General features: G+C 65.1%; 15 protein-coding genes. 9 read left to right on the top strand and 6 right to left on the bottom strand.

Going from position 1 to position 12,583, the window contains the following annotated elements:
* Nucleotides 1–239: 239 nt before the first annotated feature.
* Both BLS97_RS07170 and BLS97_RS07165 read right to left on the bottom strand, forming a co-directional pair.
* Entirely contained in the window at nucleotides 240–857 is a 618-nt protein-coding gene (locus BLS97_RS07170; RefSeq protein WP_090475383.1) for an RES family NAD+ phosphorylase, read from the bottom strand.
* Nucleotides 851–1,420, bottom strand: a complete 570-nt coding sequence (locus tag BLS97_RS07165; RefSeq protein ID WP_090475382.1) for a hypothetical protein — start codon at nucleotides 1,418–1,420, stop codon at nucleotides 851–853. The genes BLS97_RS07170 and BLS97_RS07165 overlap by 7 nt, the downstream gene beginning before the upstream one ends.
* A 281-nt stretch (nucleotides 1,421–1,701) precedes the next feature.
* On the opposite strand from BLS97_RS07165, the gene BLS97_RS07160 reads away from it, so the two are divergent.
* Nucleotides 1,702–1,917, top strand: a complete 216-nt coding sequence (locus BLS97_RS07160) for a hypothetical protein (RefSeq protein WP_157695256.1) — start codon at nucleotides 1,702–1,704, stop codon at nucleotides 1,915–1,917.
* 100 nt (nucleotides 1,918–2,017) lie between these two features.
* Here BLS97_RS07160 and BLS97_RS07155 read toward each other — a convergent pair whose 3' ends face one another.
* The gene (locus tag BLS97_RS07155; RefSeq protein ID WP_090475380.1) at nucleotides 2,018–2,899 is read right to left on the bottom strand and encodes an SDR family oxidoreductase; all 882 of its coding nucleotides are present in this window, start codon (nucleotides 2,897–2,899) and stop codon (nucleotides 2,018–2,020) included.
* Nucleotides 2,900–2,982: 83 nt separating this feature from the next.
* Here BLS97_RS07155 and BLS97_RS07150 point away from each other — a divergent pair, with 83 nt between their 5' ends.
* Together BLS97_RS07150 and BLS97_RS07145 are read left to right on the top strand one after the other, a co-directional pair.
* Nucleotides 2,983–3,552 carry a TetR/AcrR family transcriptional regulator gene (locus BLS97_RS07150; RefSeq protein WP_090475379.1) on the top strand — a complete coding sequence of 190 codons (570 nt, stop codon included), beginning with the start codon at nucleotides 2,983–2,985 and terminating at the stop codon, nucleotides 3,550–3,552.
* Between the two features lie 142 nt (nucleotides 3,553–3,694).
* On the top strand, nucleotides 3,695–3,949 hold the full coding sequence (locus tag BLS97_RS07145; protein WP_197676450.1) for an alpha/beta fold hydrolase: 255 nt from the start codon (nucleotides 3,695–3,697) through the stop codon (nucleotides 3,947–3,949).
* A gap of 83 nt (nucleotides 3,950–4,032) precedes the next feature.
* On the opposite strand, the gene BLS97_RS07140 is transcribed toward BLS97_RS07145, so the two are convergent.
* A complete protein-coding gene (locus BLS97_RS07140; protein ID WP_090475378.1) occupies nucleotides 4,033–4,467 on the bottom strand; it encodes a VOC family protein in 435 nt (144 codons plus the stop codon).
* 378 nt (nucleotides 4,468–4,845) lie between these two features.
* Here BLS97_RS07140 and BLS97_RS07135 point away from each other — a divergent pair, with 378 nt between their 5' ends.
* The 5 genes from BLS97_RS07135 to BLS97_RS07115 all read left to right on the top strand — a co-directional run bounded on the left by BLS97_RS07135 (nucleotide 4,846) and on the right by BLS97_RS07115 (nucleotide 8,640).
* Nucleotides 4,846–5,331, top strand: a complete 486-nt coding sequence (locus BLS97_RS07135; RefSeq protein ID WP_090475377.1) for a SigE family RNA polymerase sigma factor — start codon at nucleotides 4,846–4,848, stop codon at nucleotides 5,329–5,331.
* 6 nt (nucleotides 5,332–5,337) lie between these two features.
* Nucleotides 5,338–6,381 (top strand): hypothetical protein, encoded by a 1,044-nt coding sequence (locus tag BLS97_RS07130; protein ID WP_090475376.1) that lies wholly within the window; start codon nucleotides 5,338–5,340, stop codon nucleotides 6,379–6,381.
* Nucleotides 6,382–6,857: 476 nt separating this feature from the next.
* Entirely contained in the window at nucleotides 6,858–7,886 is a 1,029-nt protein-coding gene (locus BLS97_RS07125) for a hypothetical protein (RefSeq protein WP_157695255.1), read from the top strand.
* Nucleotides 7,887–8,005: 119 nt separating this feature from the next.
* Entirely contained in the window at nucleotides 8,006–8,311 is a 306-nt protein-coding gene (locus tag BLS97_RS24440; protein ID WP_090475374.1) for a DNA methyltransferase, read from the top strand.
* Nucleotides 8,312–8,325: 14 nt separating this feature from the next.
* Entirely contained in the window at nucleotides 8,326–8,640 is a 315-nt protein-coding gene (locus tag BLS97_RS07115; protein WP_090475373.1) for a hypothetical protein, read from the top strand.
* A 97-nt stretch (nucleotides 8,641–8,737) separates the two neighbouring features.
* Here the strand turns inward: BLS97_RS07115 and BLS97_RS07110 are convergent, their stop codons facing one another.
* Entirely contained in the window at nucleotides 8,738–9,514 is a 777-nt protein-coding gene (locus BLS97_RS07110; RefSeq protein ID WP_090475372.1) for a hypothetical protein, read from the bottom strand.
* A gap of 164 nt (nucleotides 9,515–9,678) precedes the next feature.
* The gene (locus BLS97_RS07105) at nucleotides 9,679–10,593 is read right to left on the bottom strand and encodes a nucleotidyltransferase domain-containing protein (protein WP_090475371.1); all 915 of its coding nucleotides are present in this window, start codon (nucleotides 10,591–10,593) and stop codon (nucleotides 9,679–9,681) included.
* Nucleotides 10,594–10,975: 382 nt separating this feature from the next.
* Between BLS97_RS07105 and BLS97_RS07100 the strand changes: the two genes are divergently transcribed.
* Entirely contained in the window at nucleotides 10,976–11,551 is a 576-nt protein-coding gene (locus BLS97_RS07100; RefSeq protein ID WP_157695254.1) for a hypothetical protein, read from the top strand.
* Nucleotides 11,552–12,583: the final 1,032 nt, after the last annotated feature.

The raw sequence follows: 12,583 nt of genomic DNA, 5'->3' as shown, positions 1-12,583 counted from the left end.
AGCCACGGGCATGCCTGGCCGAACCCTGCTGCGCCACACTCAGGGCGTGCGGGGCGCCAGTTCTGAGGCTCCGCACGCCAATGACCATAACTGCAATTATCGTCGGTCACTTGGACAGGTAGGGAAGTGAGCGGCCACCACGGGCCGGTCCGGCGACGGGGTGGGTGACAACGACGCACAGCCGCTGACGAATACCTGGCGACCATTGGAATCGCGCGGACCGCCGGGGCTGACGCGGCTCAGGTCAGTGCGTAGCCGATGCGCGCCGCGGCGCCGTCCAGGACGCCGGCCAGGCCCGGGTCGGTCAGGGGCAGCGACAGCAGAGGGTGTTCCGGGAACGAGTCGGCGGACGGGCGGAACAAGGCGGCGGCATCGGCCCCGGTCATCGAGGACGTGTAGAGCAGACCGTCAACGTCGATCGGGTGCAGGGCGATGGCGTGGGCCCACTGCCGGCACACCGGCCGGGGTCCGGTGTTGATGACGTGGGACGCTCCTTCGCGCAGGGGCCAGCTGCCCCGCAGGTCCAGCAGCCGCAACGCCCGGGTGGCCCTCCACACGGTCAGATACGGTCCGTTCGGCGCGGACGGCGCGATGATCCGGCCGTCCTGGAAGACCTCGGCCAGCGCGGTGTCGACGTCCGCTGCGACGTAGGAGGCGGCAAAGTCGGCGTGCATTCCCGGCGGTGGTGGATGCGGGTCGAAGCGGTTGGACGTCGGGCCGAAGTGGCGCAGCTCGTGCCAAGGCAGCGACAGGGCCCCGACGGTGCCGTGGATGCGAACCATGGCGTGGTGGGGCCAGTCACCCAGGTCGGCCTCGTCGATGTGCAGCGTGCCCGGCTGGCGGGGCAGCTTCACCATGCGTAGAGCTGGCCGATCAGCGCGACCACGGGTGCGGGCGGTTGCCCGGCCAGCAACCACTGACGGGGCGACACGGGCGCACCGTCGATGAACAACTCGTCCGTGGGCTGCGTCATCACCCGCTCGACGGTCGCCGCGGAGGTACCTGCGGGGATGGCGCCAATCACCTTCCGCAGGTGGGGGAGCGGGCCGGACTCGCCGAGTTGCCAGGTCGGAAGCAGCCAGGTTCGGCCGACCTTGACCCCGAACAGGGAGCCATCGGCGATGGCGCCGCGAACCCGTCCGGCAGTTCGTCCGAGCGCGGCAGCAGCCTCGGCGACCGCCAGGGCCTGCGAGTTCGCCTCCAGCAGGCGGGCCGCCTCCTCGACCACGGATCGGGCTGGCGTGCGGGTCAGGTCGGCGGCAGGCACGCCGACGGCGGCCAGGACCTCCTGGTCGTGGGTGGAGAGCGCTCGATGATCGGCGGCGGTCCGGGCCCTCATGGCCTGCTCGAGCTGGGTGGCGAAGTCATTCGGGTCGATGCCATGACCGAAGGTGTCAAGCACGCTGCCGATACTGGTCACAGGTCCTCCTTCTCTCTCCAACGTTCATCCATAGTATAGACGAACAACCGTATGGCTCATCCGGGGCTGGATCCAGTGCGTTTCGGCAAGTGTTGCGGCCCCACCTGTCGGCGCCAATCTTGGACCCACCGAGATCTGTCGGCGTGGCGGCGAGGGTTGGATGAGGTCCCCTCGGGATGCTGGTGTCGGGCTCGACCGCTTCAACCGAGTACATCCCTGGTCACACAACGACGCTTGCGGGCGGGTGGTACTCGATCAAGCACGGGTCTGAGGTGCAGCTCTTGGGTAACGACTACTGGAGCGTGCCCACGGACGTTGCCTTCGACATGCTCTCAGCGCCCGACGAGTTGACCGTTGGTCAGCTGGTAGATGACGTCGAGTCGGTCCGCGAGTTTGTCGAGCGGCCGATCGACGAACCGACTGCAATCTGGCATGAACTCGCGCATATCGTCGGGGTGCTCAGAGGGATCGAGGAGCCGGACCGTCGGTCAATCTGACTGCCCTATAGACCCACAGCACGTCGAATGCGGCGTGCAGGGCTACGCGGAAGCCGATCACTCGCCAATCTCGGCGTCGACAAGGATTCCACTCTCTTGATCACTGGAAATAATGCCCAAGTCCGATGTCCTCAAGTAGCCCGGGGTGTATGGGTGTCCATCCAAGGAGCTGCTGGGTCAGTGCGCTGGACGCTGGCATGTCCCCCGCCAGCAGCGCGCCAAGCGGCATACCGAACTCGGTGGCGGGGCGTGGCTCAGCAGGGATGCCGAGGTGTTTCCCGATCGCTTCGGCGATGTCCCGGACCCGCACACCTTCCTCGCCGACAGCATTCAGCACCGATCCGGCGGGCGCATCTTGCACGGCAAGACGGTACAGCGTCGCGATGTCGCTGATGTGTACCGCCGGCCAACGGTTCGTTCCATCGCCGACGTATGCAGAAACCCCGGTCGCGCGAGCTCGCGTGACGAGCTGGGGGATGAAGCCGTGTCGTTCCCCGTTGCCGTGCACGGTTCGGGGGACCATCACCAGACTGACGTGTGCGCCGGACTTCGCCGCGGCAAGGGCGTGACGCAGATTCGCGATCCTCGCTGCGATTGGACCGACCGGGACCAGCTCGTCCATCTCCGTGGCAGCGCGACCCGGCACAGAAATCGTCGCCCCGGTGACCACGATGCGTTTGTCAGTGCCAGCGGTGGCCGTCGTGAACGCCTCGATCGCCTTCGCGTCTGTCTCCGCGCCGCCGACCTGCCCGAGGTCGTGACGGTAGGCCATGTGGATGACTGCGTTCGTCCGCGCGGCGGCGGCTCGCAGCAAGTCGGAGTCGTCGAGGTCGCCGCGGAGCACCTCCGCGCCGAGCCTTTCAGCGGCGATCGCAGATGCGTCCGACCGGGCGAGGGCCAGAACAGTGTGTCCATGGGCGAGGAGCTCGGGAATGACTGCAGAGCCGATCCATCCTGAGCCGCCGGTGACGAAGATGTGCATGTTTTCTCCCTGTTCGCTGATGCAACTAAGTCGCATCAAGTTACCACGCGTTGCGACTCAGTCGCATGAGCTAGGGTGGCTCTATGGGCAGGTGGGCGCCGGATACGCGGGAGCGGCTCGAGGCTGCTGCCTTCGATCTCTTCGAGGAGCGCGGCTACGAGTCGACGACCGTCGCGCAGATCGCAGAACGGGCGGGACTAAATCGAGCTACCTTCTTCCGGCACTTCGCCGACAAGCGGGAGGTGATCCTGGCCGGCGAGGACATTCTGGAGGGCCTGTTCGTCGACGCGATTGCTGGAGCCAGTTCTTCATCGGACACGACAGCGTGCCTTCGGATCGCTCTCATTGCCGCCGACGTCGTCATGACGCCTTACCGGCGTGCTGTAGCGCTCCGGCGGATCGCTGTCGTCACAGGCAACGACGAACTTCAGGAACGGGGCCAGCTGAAACTCGCGCATCTTGCCGCGTCGATCGCGAGGGCCCTACAAGACCGGGGCAACGACGAACTAAGCTCGCGACTGGCAGCCCAGATGGCCATACTTGCCTTCAGAGTAGGTTTTGAACGTTGGCTTCGCGCGGGAGACCACGAGACATTCGCCCCACTGGCACTGGGGGCATTGGACGACCTACGCGAACGCATGCTGCTGCTCTAATCAGCGATGGCCGACGCCGAACTGGCTGCTGCGCTTACGATCTTGGGCGGTAGGGGTTCGTAGGAGCTGGCGTATGAATCTGTAAAAGAGGCTGATTTAGAACCTGCAGCAGACACGAATTGTTCTTAAGGTGTTGGCCGCGTTGCCCGTCGACCAGCGAGGGCCGTCGGACACGCCGTTCGGGCAGCCGTGCACCTTCGAGCGCTGGCCAGACGTGCCACTGCGCGCGCTCGCCGGCGCCGACGACCGGTTCTTCCCACTCGACCTGCAGCGCCGACTGGCCGCGCAGCGGCTCGGCGTCGATGTCGACGTCATACCCGGCGGCCACCTCGTGGCCCTTGGCCACGCCGTCGAACTCGCCGACCGGCTCACCATCTATGCCTCAGGCCTACCCTGAACGCCCCGGTAGACGATCGCTGATCAGGACTCAGCCCTCGGGCTACTACATCTACGACCGCTGTGCGACCTAGCAGCGGACGGCTAGTCGAGACAGAACTCGTTGCCCTCGACGTCTTGCATGACGAGGCATGCCTCGTTCTCCTCGTCCGCCCGGAGAAGGCGCACGCGCTGAGCGCCGAGCAGTATCATTCGAGCCGCTTCCGCCTCCAGCGCAGCGACTCGCTGGTCGCCCGTGAGTCCCACGCCGACCCGCACGTCGAGGTGCAGCCGGTTTTTCACCGTCTTGCCTTCGGGTACTCGCTGGAAGAACAGTCGTGGGCCGACGCCGTTCGGGTCCTGGCAGGCCGAGGTGGACCCTTGCTGCTCGGCGGGAAGCGAGGCGTTGAACGCATCCCACGAGTCGAACCCCGGCGGGATGGGAGGGTCGACGTACCCGAGGGCGGCCTTCCAGAATTCCGCGACGGCTTGTGGAACCGCACAGTCAAAGGTCACCTGCACCTGCTTCACGCCCGACATGGGCACCAGACTAGGACCAAGCCACGATCGGCGGCCTTGGTGGACGCGCTGCCACCGCTGGTCGGTTCTCGACCGCCCCAAGAAAACGAACCTTCACCGGCAATGGTTTCCTTCAGCTCTCATCCGAATGGTCCGTTTTCCCGTCACTATCCTGGCAGGCAAAGGTCGCTCAGCAGAGCTGATCAGGTGGCAAGCCGCCTGACCGGCAAGGCTTGTGCAACGAACATCGGGACCTCACCCGTCCAGGGAACATGACGGCCCAGTAACCCAGGCACCACGGCAATCTGGACCTGATGCAACGAACGGACCCTGACCGTGCAACAAAAGACACCGCTCGTGTCATTGAAGATCGACAGATGAACGGGCGAAGGGGGCGGGATGGAGTTCGACGAGTTCGTCGAGGCGCACCTGGCCGCGCTCGGCCGATATGCCGGTGTGCTGACCGGGGATCGCCATCTGGCCGAGGACGTACTTAGTGACGCCCTCATTGTCGCGTCGACCCGATGGGACCTGATCGGACAGATGGAATATCCACTGGCCTACGTCCGCCGGATCGTGGCCAGCACCTTCGTGGCCCACCGCCGCCGTTATCACCGGCGGCGGACCACTGCGCACGCCGATCCGGCGGGCTTGCTCGCCTCACCGGACGATCCACACGTACGGCTGGAGGACCGCGACGAACTCGATCGACTGCTGCGCGGGTTGACGCCGACCCAACGCGCAGCCGTGGTGATGCGCTTCTACCTCGACCTACCGGACACTGAGATCGCGCAGGCCCTGGGCTGCTCCCCCGGCACCGTCCGTTCCACGATTTCCCGCGCGCTCAGTGCGCTGCGGCCGACGCAACCTGCGGAAGGGGGCTGATCGGCGATGGACCCAGATCAGCTACGGGCCGGACTGATCGAGCAAGAACGGTTCTCACCGGACCTGGATACGGTGCGCGAACGTGTCCGGCGGGTAGCCCCGCGGGCCACAGCACATTCACGTCATCGCATCGTCCTGATTCGCCGGCTCGCGATCGCCGCATCCGTCGCGGTGGTCGCCATCCTGACCGGCGTCATAGCCGTGGTGCACTACCATTCGCAGCCGACCCGCCCCGCTTTACCGCCGCCCTCGGTCGTCGGCGGGATTCGTTGGGAGCTAACCTCGGCCGCGATCTCTGGCATGCCGAACTACGGTGGCGCGCCTCAGGACCCTGAATCGCTGTATTTGTATCCCGACGGAACCAGCGTGGCCACCGGATTCTGCCTTGCCCGACAAGGCAAGTGGCGTCAACGCGGAACCGAGGTGATCTTCAGCGACCAGTCCACCTTGGACCACAGCTGTCCCATCGGGATGAATTCCACCGCCCTCCGCCTGGCCCTCCTGCAGCTGGACGGCCCGATGAATTTCACCATCGCCGCGAATATCCTGCACCTGCGCAACAGCACCACCACCATGACGTTCAAAGCTGCCGGCGACGCCGCCAACAATCCAGGCCCTTCAACAGGAGCGTCAGCCGACCCCATCCCGGCCGCGCTGACCGGCTTTGCCTGGCAACTGTCATCTGCTGTTCAAGACGGGAAGAACATCGCGCTATCCCCCGACAAGCCCACGACGATGACTCTGTACGCCGACGGCACCAGCACCATGGCAGGCCCGGCCTGTTTCTACCGCACCGGCCGATGGCACCAAGTCACCGGCGGTATCAGGCTCACCGACCAGGTCAGCGTCGCAATGTTCTGCTATCGCATCACCGATCAACGCGAAGAAGCCGGCCCTGGCGTCCTGACCGGACTGGTCGGAGACCTGACCATGACGGTGACGCAACACACGCTGACCCTGCAGAACGCGCACACCGCTGCCAATTTCACCGACGCCGGCGTCACGACCGGCGGCCCCGCCTCCAGCGACACACCGAAATCCAGTCGTTGAGACCGGGGAGCGACCCTCGAGGTTGAGAGTAGCGGGGCAGACAGCAGTCGACCACCGCAATACTGCCTCCACCTGCTCCGTCCCTCGCTCATCACGGGGCCGTAAGCGGAACACTGACCGTTCAGCGATCGCTGACCGGTCGGCGATCGCTGGCGGGACGCGCGGACGCGCCGAGATCCGGCCGTCTGCGATACAGGCATTTCGCTCTTCATGGGGCAGGTCAGCGGCACGAACTTACGGATCATGACCGCGGTGATGCGAACCACTGCATTGAAACTGGCGGAGTGCGAGGTCAACATTGCGTGGGATGATCCACACACCTCGGGGACCAGGCGACGGCCTCCTGCGTCCCGGCAAGACGACGTTCCTGTCGTTAGCCTCAGTGTGTGAAGCGACTGTCCCGGCGACCCCACCAGATCGAGACCCTCAACTTCCACGCTGCGGTCGATGTCCCCGCACCCGGTGAGCAGCGACGGGTGTCCGACCCCGCTCGGGTCGAGGCGACGGTCGCCCAGTTCGAGGCGGGCCTCCGTGATTCCCTGGAATCGTCGCCACGCATTCGTGGATGGGTCAGCGACCAGCTGTTCGGTCTCGTCGCCGCCGACCTGGGAGGGTGCAAGCTGGTGAAGCAGGAAGACGCCGGCGTCCTGTTCTACAAGGGCGGGGTGAAGCTCCCGGACTGGCGGCTGACGCTTGTGTCGGACAAGAACATCCTGGTCGAGGTCAAGGCCGAAGACAACGACCACCCGCGGGTATCCACACTGCGCCTGGCCGAGGTCGCCCGGTTGAAGAGCTACGCCGACTTGAACGACTGTCCGCTGTACATCGCGGTCCACTGGGTCGCGATGAGCATGTGGACGTTGGTGCCGATCGACGACTACGTCCGGGTCGGCGACCATTTCGAGATCGACCTCAAGACCGCGTTCCAACGCAACCACATGTGCTCACTGCTCAACGACCGCATGCTCGGGTTGAAGCCCCCGCTGGAGTTCCGCCTGACGATGGAGGAGACACCGGACGAGGATGTTGTAACCGTGGGTGAACCTGAGCCTGAAGAGGATGGAACGAGGAAGCTGTCCTTGGTCACCACCGGTGTCCGCCTGTTCGCCGGCGGCGAGGAGATGGTCGACAAGAGCGAGACCGCGCTGGTCTGGTTCCTCCTCCAGCACTCGCGTTGGCCGTGCGAGGAAAGGATTGAGGACGTCGGCGACGGCCTGTGGGAGATGGTGTTCGCAATGGCGCCCGAGGAGAGCCACGCCGATCAGGGCTTCGACGTGCGGGGCACTGAGCGAGCTGTACACCCGCATGTTCTACTCCAGTACCACCTCGCTCGAGGACGAAACGACCAGGCTCAGCATCGACGTCGAACCCGGCACCCTTCCGCTACTTGTCCCGACCGACCTGAAGTCGGACCGGCTTCCGCTCTGGCACCTCCACATCAATCCGTCCGCTCGAGCTGGCCGATGAGCAGCAGGCGCTGTACACCTGCGGTTGAGGATGAGTAACACGCTGACGGGACGAAGCTCAGGTCGGCACAGCGGGAAACGGTTAGCGGTGAGCACAGGTAACGGTCTGACGATGGGAATCGGCGACGGAAATGGCGCCATGAGCGTACCGATGATCCTTGCTGCGGAGTTGGCCGCGGAGCGACCCGCCGGCTGGACCAACGACGAGCACTTCCCGGCGTCATTTAGCGGCCTTCGTCATTCAGACGTATAGCGAGGCGGGTGATCGCGTGCTGGACCCATTCGCTGGATCGGGTACCACCCTGGCCGTGGCCAGCGTCTGGGCCGGCAGGCGGTCGGTGTGGAACTGCTCGCCGATTGCGTGGCGACAGCGCGGGCACGAGTGGCTGATCCGTCGTGGGTCATCCACGGCAGTGCACTGCATCTGGACCAGCTGGCGCTGGGCACCTTCCAGCTGTGCTTGACCTCGCCTCCGTACATGAACGCAGTCGAGCACCCGCAGAATCCGCTCACTGGATACCAGACGCTGGACGGCGACTACCGGCGGTACGTCGATCAGATGGGTCAGGTGTTCGCATCCATGGCCGGCCACCTCACGACCAGCGGAGCGTTGGTCCTCAGCGTCGCCAACAATCAGACCGGCAAGACCCTGACGCCTCTGGCCGACGATCTGGTCGCAGAAGCCCAACGATTCTTCACCGTGCGCGAGGTGATCCCCTTGACTTGGGATCACCCACCGGCCTGGCTCTTCGAGGACCGCCTCGTGGTCTTTGACCCAATCGCAGGAACCTGAGGCCATTGCGAACCCACCGATAGGGGATCGGTGGGCGGCGCGACGACAGTTCCGACGACGGTGGACCCGTGGGCCGGGATGCCGACTTCGATCGTCGTTACGCCTGTAGATCCGGCCGTAGCGTCGGGTGGATCTGCAAGATGCCATCAGGGACGGCACGGGCCCACGCCGCCATCGCCGGCATCACACGCAAGATGAGCGCTTCAACCCGTGTTTGAGAATGCTCGTCGACAACCTCGCTGACGAGGCCGATGGTCCAATCGTCCCAGTTCTCAACCAGCTCATCCCGTACCGCAGCCAGCTGACCTTTTGACCATTGGCTCTGCACAATCAGCACTCGCCGGCCCAACACCGGGCGCCACATCGACTCCGCCATGCCGACATCGGTCGCTGCGACCACCATGACCGCCCTGTTCGAGTGCGGCCGATACACGATGGCGCTCACACAGTTCTCGTCCTCCCGCAAAGCCTGCGTGTCCACCTTGTACAGGTCCTCTGCCGAACCCCGCGGCCAGCCGCCGACGGGCTTCGGGCCTGGCGGTGTGACCCACCGCGGCCCGAACGTCCGACGTGCCGACGCCGGCGGCACGGGGGTCTGCTCCAGCACGTCGATCACGCCGTCCAACCAGATACCGGTGACGGTGGCCCAACCCGGAATCGATCCATCGTCCCGGAAGTCGGTGGCCACCGCCGACGGAACGTGGTGCAGCAGCCGAACAGCATCAACTGGGCGAGGCGCCGGTGGACCATCGCCCCTGAACATCAACGGCACCGCATGAACCACCACGAACCACACACCGTCATCGTCGGTGCGGATCTCACCCCACCCGGTCACGCAATCACCGACCTGCAACACCAACGGCATCAAGTCCATCAGCCGAGACTTCTACACCTCGTAGATGACCGCAAGGACCCCACCACCGCAGGCCAACCACTCGGCCAATGGGCTCCCGTCCCTGTACCTATGGCGCAGGCACAGGCGGGACGATCTCCGGCGCGGGTCAATATCCGGTCGAGGATCGGCTACTGGGACCGCGTCTATCGACCGGCCAAGCTGTCTTTGGTTCGGCGCAGGGTGTCCCAGAAGCTGAGATAGCTCCGATGCAGCCATCGGTCGACCCATGCTTGGTCAGGGTCCTTGGGTATCGACGGCGCATCTCGCAGTCGGCGTAGCTGATCCTCAGCATCGTCCACTGCCGTGATTACCTCGGCCTGCGGCACTTCGCCGCGCCTAATCGACCGCAGGTACTCACGGTCCGGTTGCGGGACTGGCAGGGTGATCCGTCCGGTTGTCAGAAGCTCGACGCCCTGGAGCCCGAGCCGCAAGGCGTGCATGGCGTACTTGGTGTCATAGCCATGGACAGCCACCAGTTCCGGTCGGTTGGTATGCGCTCCGACCTCGCCGGTCATTGCCGCCCGCTGCGACTGCAGGTAGCCCAAAAAGCGGTCAGCAGCTCGCCGGGAGACGAAGCGTTGCGCGTTGTCGACCAGTTCAGCACCGGCATCGTTCCGGAATACCACTTCGTCGTCGGGTACGAACAGCACAAGTAGAACGGTAGGGTTCCCGTTCAGTGCGAGCCTGGCCCACTTCCGCGCGGAGTAGATGACTACGTCTAGATCGCCGGCGCCAGACCGGTTGGCCAGACCTCCAGGCTTGTCCCAGACGGTGTGCCGTTGATACTGCTCGAAACGCACGGTCGGATCGTCGCCTTCGACGCCGCTGGGAACTCGGGCCAGCCCCGTGATGAACTCCGGCGGTTCCAGACAGATCCCCATCTCGTCACGGTCGTCCTGCCCGCTGATCGACGTCCCATGAACCCCCGAACCGACCTGAGTACGCAGGATCAGGCCCCGCTCGGCGATGCGCCTTGCTTCCTCCGAGGCATGCGGGTGCGCGAACCCCGCCGGCAGCCGTGACGCCGCCTCGTCACCAACAGTCAAGGGTCCGGGCATGTCATGACCCTATAAGGGGCGGACCGCGGACTCACAGTCCTTAACGGATCGATGACCGCGCAGCCATCCCCAACGAGCGCGTTCGTGATCTTGGCCGTCGGCCGCCTCGGGACGCGGCTCGGGTCGCCGTAGGACGTTCCGCCTCTAGGGCGCTAGCCGAACCGTGAATCAAGGGTCGTGAGCGGCCAACCTGCGGCTACGACAGACCCTGACCAGCCTTCACCCGGCATAATCGCGGCCTATGCCACGGTTCAAACCTCGGGTCCGGTATTCAACGGTGTTGTCGGCAGTATCGTGCGCGGACGCCGGTCGGCGACTGACCTCAGTCGACCGTGGCAACGTCACCCGCGCACACCGCGAACTGGTGACCCGCCTTGGGGCGGTGCCGGATCCAAGTTGGTCGACCCTTGCGCTCTGGGCGTGTCTGGACGAACTGCAATCCAGTGTCATCACCGAGGCCGCCGAGGTCCGAGTGGAGCAGGGTTGGGTCGACGGGCCGCACGCGTTCTGCATCATCTACACACCGCCATACGAGCCCGGCCACCGCGTCGGCCTGCGACATCACGCCAGCGATGACGTCGAGGCGTATGTCTACGGGCTCACCTCGGTGCTCTACCTCGAGCACATCAAGGTGGCACCGCACGAAGCGCCACTGCCACAGCAGATCCTGCACCCTGTTGCTTTCGGCGTGGCCGTCGCCGCGTTTGAAATCGGCGAGCCAGGACGCCCTACCCGTTACGCGAGGACGAAGACGGTGTCGGCTGGTGGGGCACCCTCGAGGCGGAGCTCCCTACCCCCGGCGCCGATCCGCTGCTCAATCGCAACGACGAAAGGTAGCGACAAGTCCGCCGAGGATGATTCTCGAGTGATCCCGTTCCGGTCGCCGATCGTCCACAGCGACATCAGCTTCCCGGCCTACGACCCGCATCCAGCGATCAAGGCCCCGGGCGCCGTGTAGCGAGTTCGCGCCCGGTCGGGTTTGGTCGCACGCATCGGTTCGCGGAGAACACGGGCCGGCCGGTCCATAACCAGCTCGTGAGGATCCACCCGAGAGCGAGTCGGGAGCGGGCCGAAATGATCTGCGCCGCCAGCTTTCGGGATGATGTGAGGCCATCGGTTCATCGATGGGCTGGGAACCGATCTGACAGGCACCCGCCCGGCCCGACAGTGACTGACCGCTACCGGCGTGGTCGGATCGTGCCGGAGTGGTGAACCGGCTGCGCTATCAGGTGAAGAACTGGGAGGCACCGGCCCGAAGGCACGGCGCAGGGTCAACACTCAAGCAAGCTGGGGCCACCTAGGTCGACCATTGACTTTCGCATGCCCGTTCTCAGAGGGTGGACGAAGTCCTCAGTGGTTCTTTCGGTTTGAAATCTATAGCTCGTTCGGCGCAAACCAGGAGAATCTATGTCGCAGCCACCCACACCGCAGCCGGGTTGGTCGATCCAAGGATCGCCACAGCCCGGGGAGGGATACCCGCGGGCGGGAACGGCCCGGCCTGCGCTTCCTGCGCAGTCGCCGAGACGGCGACGGGGCCCCGTCGTGATGGTCGGAGCCGGCGCGCTTGTGTTCGGTCTCTTGATCGGCATCATCATCGGGAAGTCCACAGCCTCCGGACCAGCGAACGACGCGTCGGGTCAAGCACCAGTACCGGGGACCGGGGGAGCCCTAGCCGCCAACACTTCCGTTGTGACGCATGCCAAGCCAGCAGCTGCGACCGCTCACGTTCTTGTACCGGGTCGTAGCGGTACTTCGTCCCAGACGGTGAAGCCGACCCCAACCCAGGGGACCCGAAACAACTCCGGAGCCAAGCTGACTGTGCTGGGGTCCGGCACGTTCACCGTCGGCCGGGACCTAACGCCAGGCCGATACGTGATCACCCCAAAGACAGGGGAAAGTGGGAACCTCTCGGCCACCACCACCGACAACCCCGTAGCGATCAACGCAATCCTGGGCAACGCTGACAGCCTCGGTGTGCCGACCTACACAG

It is taken from the genome of Nakamurella panacisegetis, assembly GCF_900104535.1.
GTDB classification, from domain to species: domain Bacteria; phylum Actinomycetota; class Actinomycetes; order Mycobacteriales; family Nakamurellaceae; genus Nakamurella; species Nakamurella panacisegetis.
This window is presented reverse-complemented; position numbering and strand designations above follow the sequence as displayed.

Coding starts and splice junctions, on each gene's coding strand:
- BLS97_RS07150 (WP_090475379.1), top strand. CDS start 2,983: ATGGGCAGGTGGGCGCCGGATACGCGGGAGCGGCTCGAGGCTGCTGCC.
- BLS97_RS07115 (WP_090475373.1), top strand. CDS start 8,326: ATGAACGCAGTCGAGCACCCGCAGAATCCGCTCACTGGATACCAGACG.
- BLS97_RS07170 (WP_090475383.1), bottom strand. CDS start 857: ATGGTGAAGCTGCCCCGCCAGCCGGGCACGCTGCACATCGACGAGGCC.
- BLS97_RS07140 (WP_090475378.1), bottom strand. CDS start 4,467: ATGTCGGGCGTGAAGCAGGTGCAGGTGACCTTTGACTGTGCGGTTCCA.
- BLS97_RS07110 (WP_090475372.1), bottom strand. CDS start 9,514: ATGGACTTGATGCCGTTGGTGTTGCAGGTCGGTGATTGCGTGACCGGG.
- BLS97_RS07130 (WP_090475376.1), top strand. CDS start 5,338: ATGGACCCAGATCAGCTACGGGCCGGACTGATCGAGCAAGAACGGTTC.
- BLS97_RS07135 (WP_090475377.1), top strand. CDS start 4,846: ATGGAGTTCGACGAGTTCGTCGAGGCGCACCTGGCCGCGCTCGGCCGA.
- BLS97_RS07155 (WP_090475380.1), bottom strand. CDS start 2,899: ATGCACATCTTCGTCACCGGCGGCTCAGGATGGATCGGCTCTGCAGTC.
- BLS97_RS07105 (WP_090475371.1), bottom strand. CDS start 10,593: ATGCCCGGACCCTTGACTGTTGGTGACGAGGCGGCGTCACGGCTGCCG.